Below are 21,996 nucleotides of genomic sequence, written 5' to 3' on the forward strand. Positions count from 1 at the left end.
GCCGTTCCCCCGCGGCAGACCGACGGACGGAGCAGAGTGACCGGAGATCCACTCGACGAGGGCACCCCCCTCGCGTCGGAGATCTTGGATCTCGCCCGCCGACGCGCCAACCTCGCTGCTCAGGTGCTCCCGCTGCCGTCGGCGACACGGGTGATCACCGTGGCCAATCAGAAGGGCGGCGTCGGCAAGACGACCACCACGGTGAACCTGGCGGCCGCCTTGGCGCAGGCCGGGGCCAACGTGCTCGTCATCGACCTGGATCCGCAAGGCAACGCGTCGACCGCCCTGGGCGTCGAGCACCGCTCCGACACCGCGAGCGTCTACGACGTCATCGTGGACGACCAGCCGATCGCCGAGGTGGTGCAGACGAGCCCGGAATTCCCGGGCCTGACCTGCGTCCCCGCCACGATCCACCTCGCCGGCGCGGAGATCGAACTGGTGTCGCTCGTCGCGCGCGAACAGCGCCTCCGCGGGGCGTTGCAGGCGTACCTCGCCGACCACGAGGTCCACTACGTCTTCATCGACTGCCCCCCGTCGCTCGGACTGCTCACGATCAACGCCTTCGTCGCGGCGCGCGAGGTGCTCATCCCGATCCAGTGCGAGTACTACGCGCTCGAAGGGCTCAGCCAACTGCTCAACAGCATCCAGCTGATCCAGCGGCACCTGAATCCCGAGCTGAACGTCTCCACGATCCTGCTCACCATGTACGACTCCCGCACCAACCTCGCGAACCAGGTCGTGCAGGAGGTGCGGGACCACTTCCCCGAGCAGGTGCTGCGCGCCCTGATCCCCCGCTCGGTCCGGATCTCGGAGGCGCCTAGCTACGGCCAGAGCGTGATCAGCTACGACAGCAACTCGCCGGGATCCCTGTCATATCGAGAAGCAGCCGCCGAGATCGCACACCGAGGAGCACGCTGATGGCCGCGCCGAAGAGGACGGGACTGGGAAAGGGGATCGGGGCGCTCATCCCCTCGGGATCGTCGGAGGGGGGCCGCTCGACCACCGAGCGGCCGGTCGACGTGTTCTTCTCGGCGGCCGAGGCGCCGGAGGGGCTCGTCAACGTCCCGGGCGCGCGACTGGCCAGTCTCGATCCGAACGACATCGTCCCCAACGCCCAGCAGCCCCGGACCGAGTTCGACCCGGAGGCCCTCGACGAACTCGTCGTCTCCGTGCGCGAGTTCGGCGTCCTCCAGCCGATCGTCGTGCGGCCGCGGCCGGGCGCCGGACCGGGGGAGGCGCACTACGAACTGATCATGGGGGAGCGGCGGCTGCGGGCCACGAAGATCGCGGGGCTGCCCGCGATTCCCGCCATCGTGCGCGACACCGCCGACGAGGCGATGCTCCGGGACGCGCTCCTCGAGAACCTGCACAGGTCGCAGCTCAACGCGATCGAGGAGGCGTCGGCCTACCAGCAGCTGCTGCAGGACTTCGGGATCACGCAGGAGGAGCTCGCGAGTCGCATCGGACGCTCCCGACCGCAGATCACCAACACGATCCGCCTCCTCCGCCTGCCCGAGCCGATCCAGCGCCGCGTGGCGTCGGGGGTGCTGAGCGCCGGGCACGCCCGTGCCATCCTCTCGGCGGGCGAGCCGGAGGCGATGCAGAAGCTCGCCGACAAGATCGTCAACGAGGACCTGTCCGTCCGCGCCGCCGAGTCGGTCGCCTCGCTCGGCAAGCCGACTCCCGCGGGGACGACGCCGAAGCCGACGAAGGGCCGGCGTCAGGGCCAGCTCGACGAGATCGCCGAGCGGCTCGGCAACCGGCTCGACACCCGGGTGCGGATCGCGCTCGGTGCGAGCAAGGGGACGCTCACGATCGAGTTCGCGACGATCGGCGACCTCAACCGCATCCTCGGCGCGCTCGGCGAAGAGGGATTCGGCGCGTAACCATGAGAGCCGGTTACAGTCTCACCCAGAACGGGCGTCTCACGCCCTGATCGCCGCACGAGCGAGTTCCGCGTAGACCCACCCGAGGTCGTAGCCCGCGGCTTCCAGCGCCAGGGGGAGCAGCGAGGTCTCGGTGAGTCCGGGGAGGACGTTCGCCTCCAGGAACCACGGCGTCCCGGCTCCGTCGACGATGAGGTCGACGCGGGACAGATGCCGGAGCCCGAGCGCGCGGTGCGCCGTCAGTGCAGCCTCGACGGCTACGTCGGCGACCGCATCGTCGATGCGCGCCGGCACGTAGAACCGCGTCTCGCCCGCGTTGTAGCGGGCCTCGAAGCTGTACACCCCCGAGAGCGGCTCGATCTCGACCGCGGGCAGCGCGACCGGACCGTCCCCCGTGTCGATCACGCCGATCGCGATCTCGGTGCCCGCGATCCGCTGCTCCACGAGCGCCACATCGCCGTAGGTGTAGGCATCGACCATGGCACGGGGGAGTTCGGCGCGGTCCTCGACGATCGTCACCCCCTGCGCCGACCCGCCGCGGGCGGGCTTGACGACGAGCGGTACGGGCATCTCGTCGGCGATGGCCTCGAAGACCGCGTCGGCCCCGAGCTCTCGGAACGCCTCGCGGCCGAGAGCGATGGATCGCGGGGTCGCGACGCCCGCGCGGGCGGCGATCGCCTTCGCGGTCGGCTTGTCCCAGGCGAGCCGCGCTCCGTCGGCGAGGGAGCCGACGAACGGGATGCCGATGAACTCCAGGAGCCCGCGCAGCGCGCCGTCCTCACCGGAGGCGCCGTGGAGCGCCGGCCACACGACGTCCGGCGGGTCGGCGCGGAGCGATGAGAGCAGCCCGGCGTCCGGGTCGACGAGCTCCACCTGCAGGCCGTGGGCGCGGAGGCTGTCGGCGACGCGGCGACCCGTCCGCAGCGACACATCGCGCTCGTGGGAGATGCCGCCGGCCAGGACTACGATGCGCCGGACGTCGGCGCCCGATCCCTCGACCATCAGCCGACGCTCGGCGGGAGGACGTTCTGGCGGGCCTGCTGCACCGGCAGCGGGCGCGTCTGCTGGAACTCGTCGAGCAGGCGCAGCTCCCCGTTGATCACGCTCGCCAGGCGCCGCACCCCCTCGCGGATGAAGTCGGGCGTCGGATAGCAGAACGAGAGGCGCATCGCGTTGCGCCCGCCGCCGTCCGCGTAGAAGGCGGTCCCGGGCGTGTAGGCGACGAGCTCGGTGACGGCGCGCGGCAGCATCGCCTTGGAGTCGAGGTGATCCGGCAGGCGCAACCAGACGTAGAAGCCGCCGGAGGGGACGGTCCAGGACAGCCCGGGGAGGTGCTCCGCCAGGGCGGAGAGCATCGCGTCCCGTCGTTCGCGGTAGACGCCGCGGAAGGTGTCGATCTGCCCTCGCCAGTCGGCGGTGGCGAGGTACTCCGAGATCACGAACTGCGAGAACGAGCTGGGGGAGAGGATGGCGGCCTCGTTCGCGAGCACCAGCTTCTCGCGGATCGCGTGCGGCGCCAGAGCCCATCCGACGCGGAGGCCGGGGGCGAGGGTCTTCGAGAAGGTGCCGAGGTACACGACGCCGTCCTCCTCGATCGAGCGCATCGCCTGCGGCGGCGCCTGATCGAAGTAGAGGAGACCGTAGGGGTTGTCCTCCAGCACGAGGATGCCGGCCTCTCGGGCGATCTCGAGGACCTCCATGCGCCGCTGCCACGACAGGGTGACGCCCATCGGGTTGTGGAAGGACGGCACGGTGTAGAGCAGCTTGATCCGGCGCCCCTGCTCCCGCAGCCGTCCGATCGTGGCGCGGAGCGCCTCCGGGACCAGGCCGCCCTCGTCCATCTCGACGTGCACGATCTCGGCCTGGAAGCTCTTGAAGACCGTGATGGCGGTCACGTAGCTCGGTCCCTCGGCGATGACCACATCGCCCGGATCGAGGAACAGCTTCGCCATCAGCTCCAGCGCGTGCTGCGACCCCGTTGTGACGACGACATCGTCCACACTGCCGCGGATGCCCTCGAGCGCCATGACCTCGAGGATCTGCTCGCGGAGCCGTGGGACGCCCTGGCCGGACCCGTACTGGAGGGCGACGGGTCCGTGATCCCGCACCGTCCGATCGACCGCGGTCTCGACGAGCTCGCGGGGCAGCGCGGAGACGTACGGCATGCCGCCGGCGAGCGAGACCACCTCGGGCCGGCTCGCGACGGCGAACAGGGCTCGGACCTCGGAGGCGGCGAGGCCGGCGGTGCGCTCGGCGTAGCTGTCGTACCAGGGATCGAGGTTGTTGCCCTGTCGCGGGTCCATCGACACAGAGTAACCGCGGAAGACGAGAGCGGCCCCGCCCCCGGGATGGGGACGGGGCCGTGGGGGAGACGAGGCTCTACGCCAGGAACTCCGCGAGGTCCGCCTCGAGAGCCGGCTTCGGCTTCGCGCCGATGACGGTCTTGACGACCTCGCCGCCCTTGAAGACCTTCATGGCGGGGATCGAGGTGATCCCGTACTTCATCGCGGTCTCGGGGTTGTCGTCGACGTTCAGCTTGACGATGTCGAGCTTGTCGGCGTGCTCCTCCGCGATCTTGTCGAGGATCGGCGACACTGCGCGACACGGGCCGCACCACTCCGCCCAGAAGTCGACCATGATCGCCTTCTCCGAGTTGAGGACGTCGGCCTCGAAGCTGGCATCCGTCACATCCTTCGCGTTGCTCATCTGCTCTCCTGACTTGGGTGATCGGGCCTGCTGACGGAAACCCCGTCGGCGGGAGTGCTATTCCGGATCAGACCGCCGCGGCGATCTCGTCGACGACGCTCTCGGTGCCCGCCGCCTGCTCCAGCAGCTCCTTCGGGAGCGCCGCGAGATAGTGCTCGGCGTCGAGCGCGGCGACCACGCCCGATCCGGCGGCGGTGGCCGCCTGCTTGTAGGTCGGGTCGATGACGTCGCCGGCGGCGAACACACCGGGCAGGTTGGTGCGCGAGCTGCGGCCCTCGACGGCGATCGTGCCCTCGGGCGTCAGATCGAGCTGGCCGTGCACGAGGTGCGTGCGCGGGTCGGCGCCGATCGCGACGAACATGCCCTGCACGTCGAGCGTCGTCTCGGAGCCGTCGACGGTGTCGACGAGGCCGATGCCCGTGACCTTCTCGTCGCCGTAGACGTGCGCGACCTCCTTGTTCCAGAGGAACTGGATCTTGGGATCGCTCATCGCACGGTCCTGCATCGCCGCGGAGGCGCGCAGCTGGTCGCGCCGGTGCACCAGGTACACGACGTCGGCGAAGCGGGTGAGGAAGGTGGCCTCCTCGAGGGCGGAATCGCCCCCGCCGATGACCGCCACCTTCTTCTGCCGGAAGAACGCGCCGTCGCACGTCGCGCACCAGGAGACGCCGTAGCCCGACAGGCGCGCCTCGTCCTCGAGGCCGAGCTTGCGGTAGGCCGATCCGGTCGCGTAGATGACCGTGAGCGCCTCGTGCACGTCGCCGTTGCCGAGCTTCACCGTCTTGACGTCGCCGTCGAGCGTCAACTCCACGACGTCGTCGTAGACGATCTCGGCGCCGAAGCGCTCTGCCTGCTTCTGCATCTGCATCATGAGGTCCGGCCCCATGATCCCGTCCGGGAATCCCGGGAAGTTCTCGACCTCGGTGGTCTTCATGAGCTCGCCGCCGAACTCGACCGAGCTGGCGATGACGAGCGGGCGCAGGTTGGCGCGCGCCGCGTAGATCGCGGCCGTGTACCCCGCCGGGCCCGACCCGATGATGATGACCTCGCGCATGGATCCTCCGATTCGTCCACGACGTACAACACATCGTAGGTGCGCGATGTTCCCGCCCCCCGGAGCCGTCGCGGGACTAGCGCCGGCGGAGGATCCGGCGGATCGGTCCGATCAGCTGGTCGAGCTCGGGCACCCGCAGCGCGAGGAGGACCGCGACGTAGACGAGCGCCGTCACGCCGCCGACCGCGACGACGGCGACGAAGTCGCCGAACCGCCCGGGCAGCGTTCCCGAGAAGTCGGCGGCGAACCCGGAGCCGGCCCGCACGCCGCCGGCCAGGTCGAGGCCGCCGAGCAGCCAGAGGACGAGGAGTCCGACGAGCGCCGCCGGGATCGTGGCGACCGCGAACGTGCCGAGGCGGCGCACCAGGCGGCGGCCGTCGATCCCGCCCATCCGTCCGCGGAGCACCAGCGCCGACACGAGGGTCTGGACGACCCCCGCGATCGTCGTGGCGATCGCGATGCCGATCGCCACCCAGCCGCCCGGGGCGGCGAGGAGGCCGAAGGCGAGGACCGAGAACAGCACGCCCTGCAGGAGTTGGATCCAGAAGGGCGTGCGCGTGTCGCCGAGGGCGAAGAAGGCCCGCTGCAGCACGAAGATGACGCCGTAGGCGAGGAGCCCGGGCAGGTAGGCGAGCAGGACGGCGGCGGTGCCGGTGAGATCCCCGCGGTTCTGTGAGAAGAACCCGGCGAACGGGATCGCGGCCGTCCCGAGCGCGACCGCGGCGCCGGTGATGAGCAGGCCGATCTGGCGGAGCGCCGCGGAGACGTCGTGGCGGAGATCGTCGAGCCGCCCGTCGCGGGCGTGCGCGCTCATCCGGCTGTAGAAGGCGGTCGCGATCGACATCACGACGATCGAGTGCGGGAGGATGTAGATCAGCCACGCCGTCCGGATGACCGCCGTGCCGGGGTCGAACCGCCCGGCGGTGAGCGCGATGTTGGTCTGGACGATGCCGGCGGCGAGCGTGATGAGCACCATGCCGAACGTCCAGGCGCCGATCCGTCCGACGTGCCCGAGCCCGCGCCAGCGGAAGTCGATGCGGAACCGCAGCCCGGTGCGCCGCCAGAACAGCGCCAGCACGACGGTCTGCACGGCGACGCCGAGGGTCGCGCCGCCCGCGAGCAGCGCGATCTGCGCGGGCGTCCAGTCGCCCGCGGCGCGTGCCGGGTCGGCTCCGAACAGCACCCGGAACAGCACGAGGGTCGCGATCACGACGACGTTGTTGATCGCCGGCACCCAGGTGACCGGCCCGAAGACGCCGCGGGCGTTCAGCACCTCGCCGAGCAGCGCGAACAGCGCATAGAAGAAGAGCTGCGGCAGGCACCAGTACGACATCGCCAGGGTGAGCGCGACGCCGTCCGCGCCGAGCGCGTTGCCGGCGCTGTGGCCGCCCGCCGTGTAGAGGCCGACGAGGAGCGGCGCGATCGTCACGACGATGATCGTCACGACGAGGAACGCGGTCGTGCCGAGGGTGACGAGCCGGCTCACGAAGACCCCGCCGCCATCCTCGTGCTTCGCGGCCCGGACGATCGCGGGCACGAGGGTCGCGCTGAGGAGGCCCCCCGACACGAGCGGGAGGATCAGGTTCGGCAGGGTGTTGGCCACCGCGAAGGCGTTGGCGCCCGGGTTCGTGAGGCCGATCGCGGTCGTCAGGGCGAAGGCGCTGATGAAGCCGAGGACGCGCGAGACGATCGTGCCGGAGGCGAGCAGCACCGAGGCGCGGCCCATGCGCGTCGGGGGCGGGGCGGGCGCGGCGGCCGGGGTCGTCATCCCGTCGCCCCGTCGCGGTCGGCGTCCGTGTCGGCGTCATCGGTGGTCGCGCGGGCGCCGTCCGATGCCGGCTCCTCGCGTGCTCGCCGGGCGCGGCGGCGCTTCAGCACCTGCCGCGTGATCCCGCCGCCGAACAGCAGGATGAGGATCGCCCCGATGATCCCCGTGCCGAGACCCTCCCACGAGGGGCGCAGATCGACCTCGATGGAGTCGGGCGCGCCGATCGCGACGGTCTCGTCGGCCGTGCTGCGCAGGGTGATCCGGGCCTGGACGGTGGCGGACCCGAGAGCCTGAGCCGGGACGAGCGCGCGGCCGGTCGCGTTCGGTTCGACCTTGAGCTCCACCCGGCGGTCGGAGACCCGGAGCACGGTCGACGCGACCGGGGTGATGGTGACCTCCACCGTGACCGGAACGGCGAGGGCGTTGCTGACCGTGACCGGGATGTTCGTGCTCGACGCGGTGACGAGCACGCTGCTGCCGTGCACGATCTTCACCGAGTCGAGGAGGCGTGCCGATGACGCGAGGTAGGTGCGCAACCGGTCAGCCCATGCGCCGTCGGAGGACTGCACCCAGCCCACCGACATGACGGAGAGGAGCTCCAGCCGCCGCGGTGCCGTCAGCTCGGAGCTGCGCTCGCCCGCGACGGTCGCGAACGCCGCCTCCGGGGCCACGGTCGCGACGACGGCCGCGACGAGCGGCGCGGCATCGGACGGGATCGTCCCGTCGACCACCCGCGCGTCGGCGGACGGGCCGGCGAGCACGGCCGAGAGTCCCACGGTCTGCGCGGCGGGCTGCGCGTCGACGTTCTGCAGCAGCTCGCGCACGTGCAGCGCATTGACCGCCCAGCCGCGAGGGAGGGTCGCGATCAGCGAGCGGCCGGGCGAGACCGCCTGCATGCCCGCGAGCGCGGCGTCGAAGCGCGCGAGCTCGGACTGCAGCGCGGCGTCGCCCGACGACTGCACCGCGTCGCGGGCGATGCCGCTCAGCCCGTCGTCGCTCACGAGTCCGCGGATGCCGTCGAGCTGCACGCGCGCGGAGGTCGCGGCCGACACGTTGCCCGAGCCCAGGATCACCGAGGTGTAGCCGGCGCGCGCGAGCGGGGCGAGGTCCGCGGTCGAGACGGTGCCGTCCGCGGGCCAGGCGATGTCGGTGGCGACGTAGGAGCCGGGAGCGGCCACCAGATCGTCGTTGCTCGGCAGCGGAGGCGGACCGGCAGGACCCGTGGCGGTGGGAGTGGGCCCGGGGGTCACCGCGTCCGCGGACGGCGTCGGCGTGGGCGTCGGGCTCGCGGTGCGTGCGGGGCCGAAGTTCGAGGAGGACACCCCGAACTGGAAGTCGAGGCCGGACAGCAGTTCCGGGCCGCCGGGCACGTCGGCGAGCGCCGCCGGGTCGGCGTCGGCGTAGGCGAGCGGCAGCTTCTCGTTCGGCAGCTCCGTCAGCTGGGAGAGCCAATCGAGGGCGGAGGCCGGGGCGGAGCGGCCGAGGATGCGGATCGACACGAGGATGCGCGGGTCGATCGCGAGGACCGCGGAGGTCCCGGTGACGGCATTGAGCTCCCGGGTCAGCACGCCGGTCGCCGCGGTGTCGGTGGCGAGGGTGTCGGAGTCGATGAGCCCCGTTCCCGCCTGCGGGGTCGTCGGCAGCGTGATGGGCACGAGCATCGCGAGAGAGACGGGTCCGACGCCGGGCGTCAGATCGCGCGCGGCGGCTAGCTCGGCGGGCGAGGATCCGGGGCGGCCGTCCGCGACGGCTCCGACGGTGGTCGTGAGCACGCCCGCGACGACGGATGCGGCGGCGATCGCGGCGACGGCGGCCCGCCCGGCCCGGGGGGTCAGGCGCACGACGCGAGGTCCCATCCGGTGGCCGCGGGCATACCGGAGAGTCTAGGAGCGCTCGGATGGACGACCGCTCCGCGTCGGCTGTGCGCGGGACGGCTCGCGCGCCCTGTGGAACGATGGCAGGCATGCTGAGCGTCGCCGAGGCCGTCGCCCGTCTGCGCGACCTCGCCGCCTCTCCCGCGCTCTCCGCGCTCGCCGGGGCGTTCGCGGCCGCCGGCCACGACCTGGCGCTCGTCGGCGGACCGGTGCGGGACGCGTTCCTCGGCCGCGAGGTCTCCGACCTCGATCTCACGACGTCGGCCCGACCGGACGAGACGATCGCGATCGTCGCCCCGCTGGCGGATGCGCACTGGGACATCGGGCGGGAGTTCGGCACGATCGGCGCGCGGTTCGGCGACGCGACGGTCGAGATCACGACGTACCGCAGCGACGCCTACGCGAGCGACTCCCGCAAGCCCGAGGTCGCGTTCGGCGACTCGCTCGAGGGCGACCTCGTGCGCCGCGACTTCACCATGAACGCGATGGCGCTCGCCCTTCCCGCACCGGGCGGCGAGCCGCGACTCGTCGACCCGACGGGCGGTCTCGACGACCTCATCGCGGGGCTCCTCCGCACGCCGACGACCCCCGAGGTGTCGTTCGGCGACGACCCGCTGCGGATGATGCGCGCCGCCCGATTCGCCGCGCAGCTCGGTGCGCGCCTCGACCCGGCGGCGTTCGAGGCGGCGCGCGCGATGTCGGATCGGATCGCGATCGTCTCGGCCGAGCGGGTGCGCGACGAGCTGAGCAAGCTGCTGCTCGCGCCGGCCCCGGTCACCGGCATCCGCATCCTCGTCGACAGCGGGCTCGCCGACCGGGTGCTGCCCGAGGTGCCGGCGCTGCGCCTGGAGATCGACGAGCACGCCCGGCACAAGGACGTCTACGAGCACAGCCTCATCGCGCTCGAGCAGGCGATCGAGCTGGAGGCGTCGCGGGGACACCGGCCCGACCTCGTCCTGCGGCTCGCGGTGCTGCTGCACGACATCGGCAAGCCGGCGACGCGGGTGATCGAGCCGGGCGGCGCCGTGAGCTTCCACCACCACGACGTCCTCGGCGCGCGGATGGCGGCGAAGCGGCTGCGCGATCTGCGCTTCGACAACGAGACGGTCAAGGCCGTGTCGGAGCTGATCCGACTGCACCTGCGCTTCTTCGGTTACGCCGAGGGGGCGTGGACGGATGCGGCCGTGCGCCGGTACGTGCGCGACGCGGGGCCGCTGCTCGAGCGCCTGCACATCCTGTCGCGGGCGGACGTCACGACCCGCAACCGGCGGAAGGCCGACCGCCTCGGGTTCGCGTACGACGACCTCGAGGAGCGGATCGCGGCGCTCGCCGCGGAGGAGGAGCTCGCGGCGATCCGACCGGACCTCGACGGCGAGGACATCATGCGCATCCTCGGGGTGAAGCCGGGCCCGCTCGTCGGCGAGGCCTACCGCTTCCTCCTGGAGACGCGGCTCGACGAGGGCCCGCTCGGCGCCGAGGAGGCCGAGCGCCGGCTCCGCGCCTGGGCGAGTGCCCGCTGACATCGACTCGCTCACAGCGCGCCCGAGGCCCTATACTCGACAGGTTGTCTGCTCGACGTCACGTCGGCGCGGACCGCGTCAATACCCTCCTGCTGCAGAGAGCCTGCAGCCGTTCTAGTCCAGAGGAGGTGGGTTAGTGACGTACCAGTACGAGTTGATGGTCATCCTCGATCCCGAGATCGATGAGCGCACCGTCGCACCCAGCCTGGATCGGTTCCTCAACGTCATCCGCAACGATGGCGGCACGATCGACAACGTCGACATCTGGGGACGCCGCCGGCTGGCCTACGAGATCCAGAAGAAGTCCGAGGGCATCTACGCCGTCGTCAACTTCACCGCGAACTCGGCGGCCACGATCGAGCTCGACCGTCAGCTGAAGCTGTCCGAGGCCGTGCTGCGCACGAAGGTCCTGCGCGCCGAGGAGGCCGTGGCCCGCGTGGCCGCGCACCAGGCCGACGAGGCGAAGCGCGCCGAGCGCAAGGCCGCCGCCGCCGCGAAGGCGCCGAAGGCCCCTGCGGCCGAGGCCGCCGCCGAGAAGGCGGAGTAGGCGATGGCCGGCGAGACGATCATCACCGTCGTGGGCAACCTCACCGCCGACCCCGAGCTGCGCTACACGCAGGGCGGGCTCGCCGTGGCGAACTTCACGATCGCGTCCACGCCGCGCACGTTCGACCGCCAGGCCAACGAGTGGAAGGACGGCGAGGCCCTGTTCCTCCGCGCGTCCTGCTGGCGCGACTTCGCCGAGCACGTCGCCGGATCGCTGACGAAGGGCAGCCGCGTCATCGCGACCGGTCGCCTCAAGCAGCGCTCCTACGACGACCGCGACGGCAACAAGCGCACCGCGATCGAGCTGGAGATCGACGAGATCGGCCCGAGCCTGCGTTACGCGACGGCCCAGGTCACCCGCACCTCCGGCGGCTCCGGCGGCCAGGGCGGCGGACGCCCCCAGGCCGTGGCCGACGAGCCGTGGGCTCCGAGCGGGTCGAACGGCGGTGGCTCCGACGACGTCTGGAGCACCCCGGGCGGCGGCGCCAACTACAACGACGAGACCCCGTTCTGATCGCCTGATCAGGACCGACAGAAAGCATCAGCATGCCTGGTAAGAGCAGCAGCAGCGGCGACCGCCGCAAGCGCGGGCCCAAGGGCGGCAAGAACGCCGCTCCCGCGAAGTCCATCAAGGTCGGCGTGATCGACTACAAGGACGTCGCGACCCTTCGCAAGTTCATCTCGGAGCGCGGCAAGATCCGCGCCCGCCGCATCACCGGTGTCTCCGTGCAGGAGCAGCGGCTCATCGCCCGCGCGGTCAAGAACGCGCGCGAGATGGCCCTCCTCCCGTACGCGGGCTCGGGCCGATAGGAGACACGGATGTCGAAGCTCATCCTCACGTCCGAGGTCTCCGGCCTCGGGTCGGCCGGCGACGTCGTGGACGTCAAGAACGGCTACGCCCGCAACTACCTCATCCCGCAGGGCTTCGCCGTGGCGTGGAGCCGCGGCGGCGAGAAGCAGGTCGAGCAGATCCGGGCGGCCCGTGCCGCGCGCGAGCTCGCCACGCTCGAGGACGCCCAGGCCCTCAAGGCCAAGCTGGAGGAGACCACCGTCAGGCTGACCGTGAAGGCGGGCCGCGAGGGCCGTCTCTTCGGTTCGGTGAAGACGGACGACATCGCCGAGGCCGTCGCCGCGGCGGGGGTCGGATCCCTCGACAAGCGCACCATCGAGCTGTCGGCCCCGATCAAGTCGGTCGGCCGTCACGAGGCCTCGGTGCGCCTGCGCGAGGACGTCGTCGCCGCGATCACGCTCGACGTGGTGGCCGCGAAGTAACCTCAGCACCGTCGAAGGCGGCGTCCCCCGAAGGGGGGACGCCGCCTTTCGTCTGTCCTCCCCGTCGGAGAGGCGCCGTCCACAGGGGAGATGTCAAGGGGCAAAGCTTCAAGCGGCAGTCCAGGCGTGTTTCTCCACACAGGCTCGGCGTCGATAAAGTCCTGATCAACGGGCACAAAAGTGGTTCCATATCCGAGTTTCCCACAGCAGACTCCACACCTTCTACACATCGCGGGCGGCGTTTCGCCGGGATTTCCCACACCTTTATCCACAGCCTCGGCTTGTCCCCTCCCGACGCCTTCCCTACCGTGAGGCCTCGTCGATTCGCGACGCCCCGCCGGGGACGGGGACGCGCGCCGCGCCGCTCCCGAGTGTCGGGAGCCGGTGCCACGATCGGCGCTGTCAGCATGAGATCCGACGCGCGCGTCGAGAAGGAGCAGTCATGTCCATCGCCCACCTGGGTCTCGCGGGCGAACAGCGGGGAGAGCAGCGCGACGGCTGGCAGGGGGAGCGGACACCGCCCCACGACCTGCTGGCCGAGCAGAGCGCGATCGGCGGCATGCTCCTCAGCAAGGACGCCGTGGCCGACGTCATCGAGACCGTGCGCGCGGTCGACTTCTACCTCCCGAAGCACGAGCTCATCTACGAGGCCGTGCTGAACCTGTACTCGCACGGCGAGCCGACCGATGTCATCACGGTCACCGACGAGCTGACGAAGAACGGCACGCTGCAGCGGGCCGGCGGCGCGGAGTACCTCCACACGCTCACGGCGCTCGTCCCCACCGCGGCCAACGCGGGTTTCTACGCGTCGATCGTCGCCGAGAAGGCGGTGCTCCGTCGTCTGGTCGAGGCGGGCACCCGCATCGTGCAGATGGGCTACGCGAGCGAGGGCGAGGTCACCGACCTCGTCAACCACGCGCAGGCCGAGATCTACGGCGTCACCGGCGGCGTCGAGGCCGAGGACTACGTGCCGCTCGTCGACGCGATCCAGACCGCGGTCGACGAGATCGAGGCGGCCAGCGGTCGCGACGGCGACATGCCGGGCGTGCCGACCGGGTTCGCCGACCTCGACGAGATGACCAACGGCTTCCACGGCGGCCAGATGATCATCGTCGCCGCGCGACCCGGCCTCGGCAAGTCGACGCTCGCGCTCGACTTCGCGCGCGCGGCGACCATCAAGGCCGGACTCCCGGCCATCTTCTTCTCGCTCGAGATGGGGCGCAGCGAGATCGCGACCCGCCTCCTCGCGGCGGAGTCGTCCATCCCCATGCACACGCTGCGCAAGGGCAACATGGACCCGCGCGACTGGGCGAAGCTCGCCAACGTCCGCGGCGAGATCGCCGACGCGCCGCTCTACATCGACGACAGCCCCAACATGACGCTCGTCGAGATCCGCGCCAAGTGCCGTCGTCTCGCGCAGAAGTCGGGGCTGCGGATGGTCATCATCGACTACCTGCAGCTCATGACCTCCGGCAAGAAGGTCGAGAACCGCCAGCAGGAGGTCTCCGAGTTCTCCCGTGCGCTGAAGCTGCTCGCCAAGGAGCTGAACGTGCCGGTGATCGCCCTATCGCAGCTCAACCGCAACTCGGAGGCCCGCGCCGACAAGAAGCCGGCGCTGTCCGACCTCCGCGAGTCCGGGTCGCTCGAGCAGGACGCCGACATCGTGATCCTGCTGCACCGCGAGACGGGCCTCGAGCGCGACGATCCGCGCATGGGCGAGGCCGACCTCATCGTCGCGAAGCACCGCAACGGTCGGCAGGACACGATCGGCGTCTCGTTCAGCGGCATGTACTCGCGCTTCAGCGACATGCCGCGGCTCTGAGCCCCGCGCCGTCCGCAGCGAGCGTGCAGGGCGCGCGCAGCGAGCGGTCCGTAGACTGGATCCTCGTGTCCGCCGCGCCCGCCGTCGTCCCCCGCCGGCCGCGCGTCGCCCCGTGGACGCTGACCGCGGTCCGCGCCGCTCTCGTGCTGGTCCTCGGCCTCGCGATCACCTTCACGGGCGGTCATTCGGCGGGGTTCGGACTGGTCGCGTTCGGCCTGTTCGGGCTCGTCTCCGGGGCGGTGCTGCTGGCCGGCGCCGTGCTCGCGCTCGGCCGGGCGGTGCGCGGCCCCTTCGTCGTCCAGGCCGTCGTCACGCTCGTGGCCGGGCTCGCCGCCCTCGTCGCCGTCGCCTCGGCACCGGCGGAGCGCGACGTCATCGTCCTCGTCGGGATCGTGAGCGCCTTCGGGCTCGTGACCGGTGCGCTCGAGCTCGTGACCGGAGTCCGTGCGCGCGGGCGCGACCGCGGGGCGCGCGACTGGATCCTCGTCGGCGCTCTCACCGTGCTGCTCGGCGTCGCCTTCCTCGTCGTGCCGCCCGGCTACCGGCAGTCGCTCGGAGGCATCCAGAACATCAGCGGCACCCTCACCGCCTCCGTCGTGCTCGTGGGCCTGCTGGGGGCGTGGGGGATCGTGGTCGGCGTGCTGCAGGCGATCTCCGCGGTGTCGCTGCGCGGCGGCGAAGCGGAGAAGGACGGAGGCGCGGCATGAGCCAGAAGCCCGCGATGCGCGCGCGGCTGCGCCCGGTGGAGCTGGTCGGCGCCTCGGCGATCATCGGCGTCTTCGTCGGCGCCGTCGTGCTGATGGGGACGCGCGAGATCGTGGTCGCGCTCGAGTGGGCGGGTGTCGCCTTCGTGGTGGCCCTGGTGGTCACCGCGATGCTGCTGCTCGCCGCGACGCCGAAGGACGAGCGGCCCGACGCCGACCGTCGCCCGGACGACGACGAGGAGTCGCGCGGGCACTGACCCCGCGGACCGGCCTGCGGCCGCCGCTCACTCCAGGTGGTCGACCAGCTCGGCGGCGATCCCGGTGTAGCCGGCCGGGGTGAGCGCGAGGAGGCGGCGCTTGGCGGCGTCGCCGATGTCCAGCCGCTGCACGAAGTCGCGCAGCTCGTCGGCCGTCAGCCGATGCCCGCGGGTCAGGTCCTTGAGGAGGGCGTAGGGATCGCGGATCGAGCTGCGGCCGGCGACGACCTCCGCGCGGATCACCGTCTGGATCGCCTCGGCGAGCACCTCCTGGTTCGCCTCCAGGTCGGCGAGGAGCGCCGGCCGGTCCACCGCGACCTCGCCGAGCCCGCGCGTCAGGTTGTCGAGCGCGAGCAGGGAGTGGCCGAGCGCGACGCCGACGTTCCGCTGCGTCGTGGAGTCGGTGAGGTCGCGCTGCATCCGGCTCGTCACCAGGGTGGCGGCGAGCGAGTCGAGGAGCGCGGTGGAGAGCTCGAGGTTCGCCTCCGCGTTCTCGAAGCGGATCGGGTTGATCTTGTGCGGCATGGTCGACGATCCGGTCGCTCCGGCCTGCGGGATCTGCGTGAGGTAGCCCATCGAGATGTAGGTCCACACGTCGGTGCAGAGGTTGTGCAGGACGCGGTTCGCGTGCGCGATCGCGGCGTACAGCTCCGCCTGCCAGTCGTGCGACTCGATCTGGGTGGTGAGCGGGTTCCAGACGAGGCCGAGGCCCTCGACGAACTCGCGTGAGACGGCCGGCCAGTCGGTGTCGGGATCCGCGACGACGTGCGCCGCGTAGTCGCCGGTCGCACCGTTCAGCTTGCCGAGGATCGCGACGCCGTCGACGCGCTCGAGCGCGCGGCGCAGCCGGAACGCGAACACGGCGAGCTCGTGCCCGAACGTCGTCGGGGTGGCCGGCTGGCCATGGGTGTGGGCGAGCATCGGCGTCGCCCGCTCGGCGCGGGCGCGCTCCTCGAGCAGCGCGAGGACGCCCTGGGCCTTCGGCAACCAGATCCGGTGCACCGCGTCGCGGATCGTGAGGGCGTAGGAGAGGTTATTGACGTCCTCGCTCGTGCAGGCGAAGTGGGTGAGCTCCGCAACGCGGTCGAGATCGAGGGCGGCGATCCGCTCGCGGACGAGGTATTCGACGGCCTTGACGTCATGGCGGGTGGTGGCCTCGAGCTCGGCGAGGCGCGCGATCTCGGGGGCGCCGAAGTCCGCGGCGAACGCGCGGAGCGCCGCCGCCTTCTCCGGCTCGACCGGGGCCGCGCCGAACAGGCCGCGGGCGGCGAGGGCGAGGAGCCACTCCACCTCGACGTGCACGCGCGCGCGGTTGAGCGCCGCCTCCGAGAGGTGCTCGCCGAGCTCCTCGACCGCCGCACGGTACCGCCCGTCGAGCGGGCTGATCGGCTGCGGGGGAAGCGGGCTCATGAGACTCCCTGTCGGATTCCGGGTTCGAGCTGTCGGAACAGCGCCGTGGTGGCGCGCTCGATCATCGTGAGCACGCCGTCGAACATCGCCGGATCGGAGTAATAGGGATCCGGCACCTCCATGGTGCCCGATCCGTCGGGATCGAACGTCATCAGCAGCTGCACCTTGCCGAGATCCGGATCGCTCGCCGCCCACCCGCGCAGGATGCGCTCCTGGCTGCGGTCGAACGCGACGACGAGGTCGTAGCGCGCGAACTCGCCCGCGTCGAATTGCCGGGCCCGGTGCCGGGTGGCGTCGTAGCCGCGCGCGGCGAGGGCCGCGATGGTACGGGCGTCGGCCCGCTCGCCGACATGCCAGTCGCCGGTGGCCGCGGACGAGACCTCGAGGCGCCGGTCGTAGCCGTGCGCGGCGATGAGCGAGCGGAACACCGCCTCGGCCATGGGGGAACGGCAGATGTTGCCGGTGCAGACGAAGCACACGCGGAAGGGAGGGGTCGGCCCGTCCGCGCGCACCATGCCCCCATCTTGGCGGGGGACGACGGCTCCTGCACAGGTCGGGCTCCTGCGGGGCCGTCCCCGGACCGGGTCGCCGGACCGACGGCGCCGCCGCCCCGCGACGAGCATCGGGGCATGATGCCGTTGACCGACGCTCACCTCGAGCCGGGATCCCGCTCGGAGCTCCTGCGGCTGCTGACGCCGCTCGGTGAGCAGCTCGACGCCGCGGTCGCCCATCCGCCCCGCGTGGCCGCGGAGGATTGGATCGGGCCCGCTGCCGAGGCCTGCCACCAGCTCGAGACCGAGCTGCGGGTGCGGCTCGGCGCGGCCCTCGCGGAGGTGGACCGGCTGCTGACGCTCGTCCGGAGTGCGGCATGAGCGCACCCGCCGACGGACCGTCGCCGCTCGTCCCGCCCGTGCTGCCGCCCGGTGCCGGGCCGGATCGCGTGCTCCCGCCGCTCGAGCCGGGCACCCACCCGGCGCCGCCTCCGGACCCGCCGCACGTCGCCCCGACGGCGTCGATGGGCGGTCCTCTCGTGATCAGCCCGCCCGGCGCGACGGTGATCGCCACCGATGGGATGCGCGCCGCCGTGGACCGGGCGCATGCGCTCGCCGCGCACCTCGACCATGCGGTGCGGACGGTGCACCGCGCCGAGCTCGTCCCCGGTGCGCTGCCGATGCCGCACCTCGGGAGCCTCCTCCGCGGCGCCTCGAGCGCGGCGGATCGGCTGGCCGACGCGATCGACGCGGCGTCGCACCGCTACGCCGCGGCCGAGCACCGCGCGGGATCGGCCTTCGACGCCCTCGCGTCGGTCGGCGGGGCGCTGCTCGGCGGGACCCTCGGGGCGGTGGGCCGGATGGCGGGCGTAGCGGCGGGGCTGCAGGTGCTCGGCGGCGGAGTCGTCGGGCTCGGCATCCTCGCCACCGAGGGCGCGGCGCTGAAGCGCGCGTCGTCCGGCGTCGGCACGGGTGTCGGACGGCTCCTCGTGCAGCATCCCCAACTGCTCAGCAATCCGCGGTTCGTCGCCGCCGTCCGAGGGGTGGCCGATGGGCTGGACGAGGGCATGGGGACGGCGGTCGGACTGCCGCCGGCGGTCGCGGTCGCGCTCGGCGCCACGGGCGCGACCGGCGTCCGGACGAGCGCGGGCGCGCTCATGCACGGCGGGCCGGCGGCGGGGCTTCTGAAGGAGTCGCCCGTCGACGTGCAGCGGGTCGACCGACAGGCCGTGACGGCGCCGCCCGTCGGTGCGGCGCAGCGCCTCACCCGCGTGCCGGAGGGTAACCAGGTCCGGATCGAGCGCTACAGCGCAGCCGGCCGCGACGACCGGTACGTGGTCTACGTCGGGCCCACCGAGACGTTCGACCCGGGTCCGAAGGGCGAGCCGTGGGATCTGGCGAGCAACGTGGGCGGCGTCGGCGGGGAGGACGTCGGGTCCATCCGTGCCACGGAGCTCGCGATGACGGACGCCGGCATCCGGCCGGGCAGCGAGGTGCAGCTCGTCGGCTTCTCGCAGGGCGGGATGGTCGCGGCCCGGATCGCGGCCGACGGCAACTGGAACGCGGTAGGGCTGCAGACCTTCGGCGCCCCGGTGGGCAATGTCGCGCTGCCGGACGGCATGCACGGGATGCAGGTGCGCAACGCGGAGGACTTCATCCCGGCGCTCGCGGGGCCGCAGACCGACGCGCACCTGCTGCAGGTGGAGCGCACCGTGTACGCGGATCCGTCGCAGATGCCGACCGATCAGGCGGCACCGGGCCATCAGCGGGTCGCCTACGCGGCCACCGCCGACGCGATCGACGCGGCGCGCTCGCGCGATGTGCGGGAGCAGAGCGCCGCGCTCGACGCGTTCACCGGCGACTATGCGGCGCAGGACGGGTCGAGCATCACGGCGTTCTCGTACCACGCGACCCGCCGCGACGGGTCCGGATGAACCGCGGTCAGCGGCGCTCGACCCCGGACCGCGTGAACGGCCGGAGGATGATGGCGATCAGCCAGCCGATCACCCCGATGACGATCGCGCCGAGCACGCCCCAGCCGAAGTTCTCCACGTGGAGGCCGAACCCGATCACGCTGCTGATCCACGCCACCAGCAGGAGCAGCAGCGCGTTGACCACCAGCGAGATGAGGCCGAGCGTGATGACGTAGAGCGGGAAGGCGACGACGCGGATGATCCCGCCGATGACGCTGTTCACGATGCCGAAGATCAGCGCCACGATCACGAGCGTCACGATGTAGGCGACCACGCTGTTCGCATCGTCGAACGAGTCGATCGTGAGATGCGGGCTCATGATGAGCGTCGTCAGCCACAGGGCGAGGGCCGAGATCAGCAGGCGGAGCAGCAGGCGTCCCATGCCGACCATCATGGCGGAGCACCGCGGGGCGGCGACAGCGGCCACGCGCCTAGGCTGACGCCGTGCCCGTGATCCTCCGTCCCGAGATCGCCGCGCTGGTGCCGTACCGCCAGGGCCGGCCGGCCGCCGCGGACGCCTTCAAGCTGTCGTCCAACGAGAACCCGTTCGACCCGCACCCCGCGGTGCTCGAGGCGATCGGCGCGTCGAGCGTCAACCGCTACCCGGATGGAGCCGCGGTGGTGCTGCGCGAGCGGCTCGCCGAGCGTTTCGGCGTCGGCCGCGACGAGGTGCACATCGGCGCCGGATCCGTCGCGATCCTGCAGCAGCTGATCAGCGCGGCCGCGGGCCCCGGCGACGAGGTGCTCTACGCCTGGCGGTCCTTCGAGGCGTACCCGGGCCTCGTGACGGTCGCCGGCGCGACGAGCGTCACGGTCCCGGTGCTGCCGGACGGGCGGCACGGCCTCGACGCGATGGCCGACGCCATCACCGACCGCACCCGCGTCATCCTCGTCTGCACCCCGAACAACCCGACCAGCACCACCGTGACCACGGCGGAGTTCGCCGCGTTCATGGCGCGGGTCCCCGAGACGGTGCTCGTCCTCCTCGACGAGGCGTACCGCGAGTTCGTGACCGACCCGGCCGCGGTCGACGGCCTCGAGCAGCTGCCGATCCACTCGAACCTCGTCGTGCTCCGCACCTTCTCGAAGGCGTTCGGCCTCGCCGGCCTGCGGGTCGGCTACGCCCTGGGGCCCTCCTACATCCTCGACGCGGCGCGATCGACCGCCATCCCGCTGTCGGTGACCGAGCCGGCCCAGCGCGCCGCGATCGCCGCCCTCGAGCACGAGGCCGAGCTCCACGAACAGGTCGCCGCGCTCGTCGAGCGGCGCGGACGGGTGCGCGCGGGGCTCGCCGCCGCCGGGATGCCGGTCCCCGAGCCGCAGGGCAACTTCGTCTGGCTGCCCACCGGTGAACTCACCGAGGCCGCCGCCGAGACGCTCGAACGGCGCGGCATCGTCGCGCGCGTCTTCCCGCCGGACGGCATCCGGGTGTCCATCGGCGAGGAGGGATCTGTCGATCCGCTCCTACGCGCGACCGCGGAGGTTGTGGCGATGCTCCGAGAAAGGGCCTGATCGGCGCGGATAGGGTGGTCCTCATGTCCCAGGACCCGGCGACGATCCAGCTGCTCTCGCCCGAGGGGCAGATCGTCCAGTCCGACGCCACCGCGCCGTACCTGCCGCTCATCGCGCAGCTCGACGACCAGCGGCTGCTCGACTTCCACCGGCAGATGGTGGTGATCCGGCGCTTCGACCTCGAGGCCGGCAACCTGCAGCGGCAGGGCCAGCTCGCGCTGTGGATCCCGAGCATGGGCCAGGAGGCGGCGCAGGTCGGCTCCGGATACGCGGCACGTGCCCAGGACCACGTCTTCCCCTCCTACCGCGAGCACGTCGTCGGCCGGATCCGCGGTCTCGACCTCCTGCAGATCATCCGCCAGCTGCGCGGCAACAGCCACGGCGGCTGGGACCCGGCGGCGCACGGCAACTTCCACCTCTACGCGATCGTCCTGAGCTCGCAGACGCTGCACGCCACGGGGTACGCGATGGGTCTTCGCTTCGACGGCGTGATCGCCACCGGCGACCCGGAGTCGGACCAGGCCGTCATCGTCTACTACGGCGACGGCGCGTCCAGCGAGGGCGACGTGCACGAGGCGATGGTCTTCGCCGCGAGCTACCAGACCCCGCAGGTCTTCTTCCTCCAGAACAACCAGTGGGCGATCTCCGTGCCCGTGGCCCGACAGTCGCGCACCCCGCTCGTCGACCGTGCGGCCGGTTACGGCATCCCGTCGGTGCGGGTCGACGGCAACGACGTGCTCGCGTCGTACGCGGTCACCCGCTCCGCGCTCGACGAGGCGCGCAGCGGTCTCGGCCCGCGCTTCATCGAGGCGATGACCTACCGGATGGGCGCCCACACCTCGAGCGACGACCCCACCAAGTACCGCGAGGGCGGCGAGGTCGACGACTGGGGCGGACGGGATCCGATCACGCGCTTCGAGAAGCACCTGCGGCTCCGCGGGGCGGGCGACGAGTTCTTCGCCGACGTGGCGCGCGAGGCCGAGGACGTCGCGGCCGACCTTCGCACCCGCATCTTCGAGCTGCCGGTGCCGGAACCCGAGAGCATGTTCGCGCACGTCTACAGCGAGCCGCACCCGGTGATCGAGGAGCAGCGCGCCTGGCTGACCGCCTACGAGGCGTCGTTGGAGGGGGACGGGCAGTGACCGATCAGACCACCATGCCGATGACCGCCGACGAGGCGCCGGCAGCGCCGGCCCCGACA

General features: G+C 72.0%; 23 protein-coding genes. 14 read left to right on the forward strand and 9 right to left on the reverse strand.

What is annotated here, in order from left to right; genetic code table 11:
- Positions 1-36: 36 nt before the first annotated feature.
- Complete coding sequence (locus ACTHM3_RS14330) at positions 37-918, forward strand: ParA family protein (protein ID WP_440406937.1); 882 nt, start codon at positions 37-39, stop codon at positions 916-918.
- Complete coding sequence (locus ACTHM3_RS14335; protein ID WP_440406939.1) at positions 918-1,886, forward strand: ParB/RepB/Spo0J family partition protein; 969 nt, start codon at positions 918-920, stop codon at positions 1,884-1,886. The genes ACTHM3_RS14330 and ACTHM3_RS14335 overlap by 1 nt, the downstream gene beginning before the upstream one ends.
- A 39-nt stretch (positions 1,887-1,925) precedes the next feature.
- Here ACTHM3_RS14335 and ACTHM3_RS14340 read toward each other — a convergent pair whose 3' ends face one another.
- The 6 genes from ACTHM3_RS14340 to ACTHM3_RS14365 form a co-directional block, all read right to left on the reverse strand.
- Positions 1,926-2,888 (reverse strand): D-alanine--D-alanine ligase family protein, encoded by a 963-nt coding sequence (locus ACTHM3_RS14340; RefSeq protein ID WP_440406941.1) that lies wholly within the window; start codon positions 2,886-2,888, stop codon positions 1,926-1,928.
- Complete coding sequence (locus ACTHM3_RS14345; protein WP_440406942.1) at positions 2,888-4,189, reverse strand: PLP-dependent aminotransferase family protein; 1,302 nt, start codon at positions 4,187-4,189, stop codon at positions 2,888-2,890. The genes ACTHM3_RS14340 and ACTHM3_RS14345 overlap by 1 nt, the downstream gene beginning before the upstream one ends.
- A 76-nt stretch (positions 4,190-4,265) precedes the next feature.
- Entirely contained in the window at positions 4,266-4,592 is a 327-nt protein-coding gene (trxA, locus tag ACTHM3_RS14350) for a thioredoxin (protein WP_440406944.1), read from the reverse strand.
- Positions 4,593-4,659: 67 nt separating this feature from the next.
- Positions 4,660-5,646, reverse strand: coding sequence for a thioredoxin-disulfide reductase (gene trxB / locus ACTHM3_RS14355; protein WP_440406946.1), 987 nt, complete (start codon positions 5,644-5,646; stop codon positions 4,660-4,662).
- Between the two features lie 76 nt (positions 5,647-5,722).
- The gene (gene murJ / locus ACTHM3_RS14360) at positions 5,723-7,414 is read right to left on the reverse strand and encodes a murein biosynthesis integral membrane protein MurJ (protein WP_440406947.1); all 1,692 of its coding nucleotides are present in this window, start codon (positions 7,412-7,414) and stop codon (positions 5,723-5,725) included.
- Complete coding sequence (locus tag ACTHM3_RS14365) at positions 7,411-9,255, reverse strand: DUF6049 family protein (protein ID WP_440406948.1); 1,845 nt, start codon at positions 9,253-9,255, stop codon at positions 7,411-7,413. Before ACTHM3_RS14365 ends, murJ begins: the two co-directional genes overlap by 4 nt.
- 122 nt (positions 9,256-9,377) lie before the next feature.
- Here ACTHM3_RS14365 and ACTHM3_RS14370 point away from each other — a divergent pair, with 122 nt between their 5' ends.
- From ACTHM3_RS14370 to ACTHM3_RS14405, 8 genes are all read left to right on the forward strand, one after another.
- On the forward strand, positions 9,378-10,808 hold the full coding sequence (locus ACTHM3_RS14370; RefSeq protein WP_440406950.1) for a CCA tRNA nucleotidyltransferase: 1,431 nt from the start codon (positions 9,378-9,380) through the stop codon (positions 10,806-10,808).
- 136 nt (positions 10,809-10,944) lie between these two features.
- Entirely contained in the window at positions 10,945-11,355 is a 411-nt protein-coding gene (gene rpsF, locus ACTHM3_RS14375) for a 30S ribosomal protein S6 (RefSeq protein WP_440406952.1), read from the forward strand.
- A gap of 3 nt (positions 11,356-11,358) precedes the next feature.
- Positions 11,359-11,868: a single-stranded DNA-binding protein gene (locus ACTHM3_RS14380; RefSeq protein ID WP_440406953.1), complete on the forward strand. Its 510-nt coding sequence runs from the start codon at positions 11,359-11,361 to the stop codon at positions 11,866-11,868.
- Between the two features lie 32 nt (positions 11,869-11,900).
- The gene (gene rpsR, locus ACTHM3_RS14385) at positions 11,901-12,164 is read left to right on the forward strand and encodes a 30S ribosomal protein S18 (RefSeq protein WP_440406955.1); all 264 of its coding nucleotides are present in this window, start codon (positions 11,901-11,903) and stop codon (positions 12,162-12,164) included.
- Positions 12,165-12,173: 9 nt separating this feature from the next.
- Positions 12,174-12,626, forward strand: a complete 453-nt coding sequence (gene rplI, locus ACTHM3_RS14390) for a 50S ribosomal protein L9 (RefSeq protein WP_440406957.1) — start codon at positions 12,174-12,176, stop codon at positions 12,624-12,626.
- Positions 12,627-13,068: 442 nt separating this feature from the next.
- Positions 13,069-14,448: a replicative DNA helicase gene (dnaB, locus tag ACTHM3_RS14395; RefSeq protein WP_440406958.1), complete on the forward strand. Its 1,380-nt coding sequence runs from the start codon at positions 13,069-13,071 to the stop codon at positions 14,446-14,448.
- Between the two features lie 65 nt (positions 14,449-14,513).
- Entirely contained in the window at positions 14,514-15,155 is a 642-nt protein-coding gene (locus tag ACTHM3_RS14400) for a DUF308 domain-containing protein (RefSeq protein WP_440406960.1), read from the forward strand.
- Positions 15,152-15,409: a hypothetical protein gene (locus ACTHM3_RS14405; RefSeq protein ID WP_440406962.1), complete on the forward strand. Its 258-nt coding sequence runs from the start codon at positions 15,152-15,154 to the stop codon at positions 15,407-15,409. Before ACTHM3_RS14400 ends, ACTHM3_RS14405 begins: the two co-directional genes overlap by 4 nt.
- A 27-nt stretch (positions 15,410-15,436) precedes the next feature.
- On the opposite strand, the gene purB is transcribed toward ACTHM3_RS14405, so the two are convergent.
- Both purB and ACTHM3_RS14415 read right to left on the reverse strand, forming a co-directional pair.
- Entirely contained in the window at positions 15,437-16,819 is a 1,383-nt protein-coding gene (gene purB / locus ACTHM3_RS14410) for an adenylosuccinate lyase (protein WP_440406963.1), read from the reverse strand.
- Entirely contained in the window at positions 16,816-17,334 is a 519-nt protein-coding gene (locus ACTHM3_RS14415) for a low molecular weight protein-tyrosine-phosphatase (protein WP_440406965.1), read from the reverse strand. The genes purB and ACTHM3_RS14415 overlap by 4 nt, the downstream gene beginning before the upstream one ends.
- A gap of 114 nt (positions 17,335-17,448) precedes the next feature.
- Here ACTHM3_RS14415 and ACTHM3_RS14420 point away from each other — a divergent pair, with 114 nt between their 5' ends.
- Together ACTHM3_RS14420 and ACTHM3_RS14425 are read left to right on the forward strand one after the other, a co-directional pair.
- Entirely contained in the window at positions 17,449-17,691 is a 243-nt protein-coding gene (locus tag ACTHM3_RS14420) for a hypothetical protein (protein WP_440406966.1), read from the forward strand.
- Complete coding sequence (locus tag ACTHM3_RS14425) at positions 17,688-19,244, forward strand: hypothetical protein (RefSeq protein WP_440406967.1); 1,557 nt, start codon at positions 17,688-17,690, stop codon at positions 19,242-19,244. The genes ACTHM3_RS14420 and ACTHM3_RS14425 overlap by 4 nt, the downstream gene beginning before the upstream one ends.
- Before the next feature lie 7 nt (positions 19,245-19,251).
- On the opposite strand, the gene ACTHM3_RS14430 is transcribed toward ACTHM3_RS14425, so the two are convergent.
- The gene (locus ACTHM3_RS14430; protein ID WP_440406969.1) at positions 19,252-19,710 is read right to left on the reverse strand and encodes a phage holin family protein; all 459 of its coding nucleotides are present in this window, start codon (positions 19,708-19,710) and stop codon (positions 19,252-19,254) included.
- Between the two features lie 23 nt (positions 19,711-19,733).
- Between ACTHM3_RS14430 and ACTHM3_RS14435 the strand changes: the two genes are divergently transcribed.
- Together ACTHM3_RS14435 and ACTHM3_RS14440 are read left to right on the forward strand one after the other, a co-directional pair.
- Complete coding sequence (locus ACTHM3_RS14435) at positions 19,734-20,795, forward strand: histidinol-phosphate transaminase (RefSeq protein WP_440407009.1); 1,062 nt, start codon at positions 19,734-19,736, stop codon at positions 20,793-20,795.
- A gap of 23 nt (positions 20,796-20,818) precedes the next feature.
- Entirely contained in the window at positions 20,819-21,937 is a 1,119-nt protein-coding gene (locus ACTHM3_RS14440; RefSeq protein ID WP_440406971.1) for a thiamine pyrophosphate-dependent dehydrogenase E1 component subunit alpha, read from the forward strand.
- Positions 21,938-21,996: the final 59 nt, after the last annotated feature.

This window comes from Pseudolysinimonas sp., assembly GCF_051954455.1.
In the GTDB taxonomy this organism is placed as follows: Bacteria; Actinomycetota; Actinomycetes; order Actinomycetales; family Microbacteriaceae; genus Pseudolysinimonas.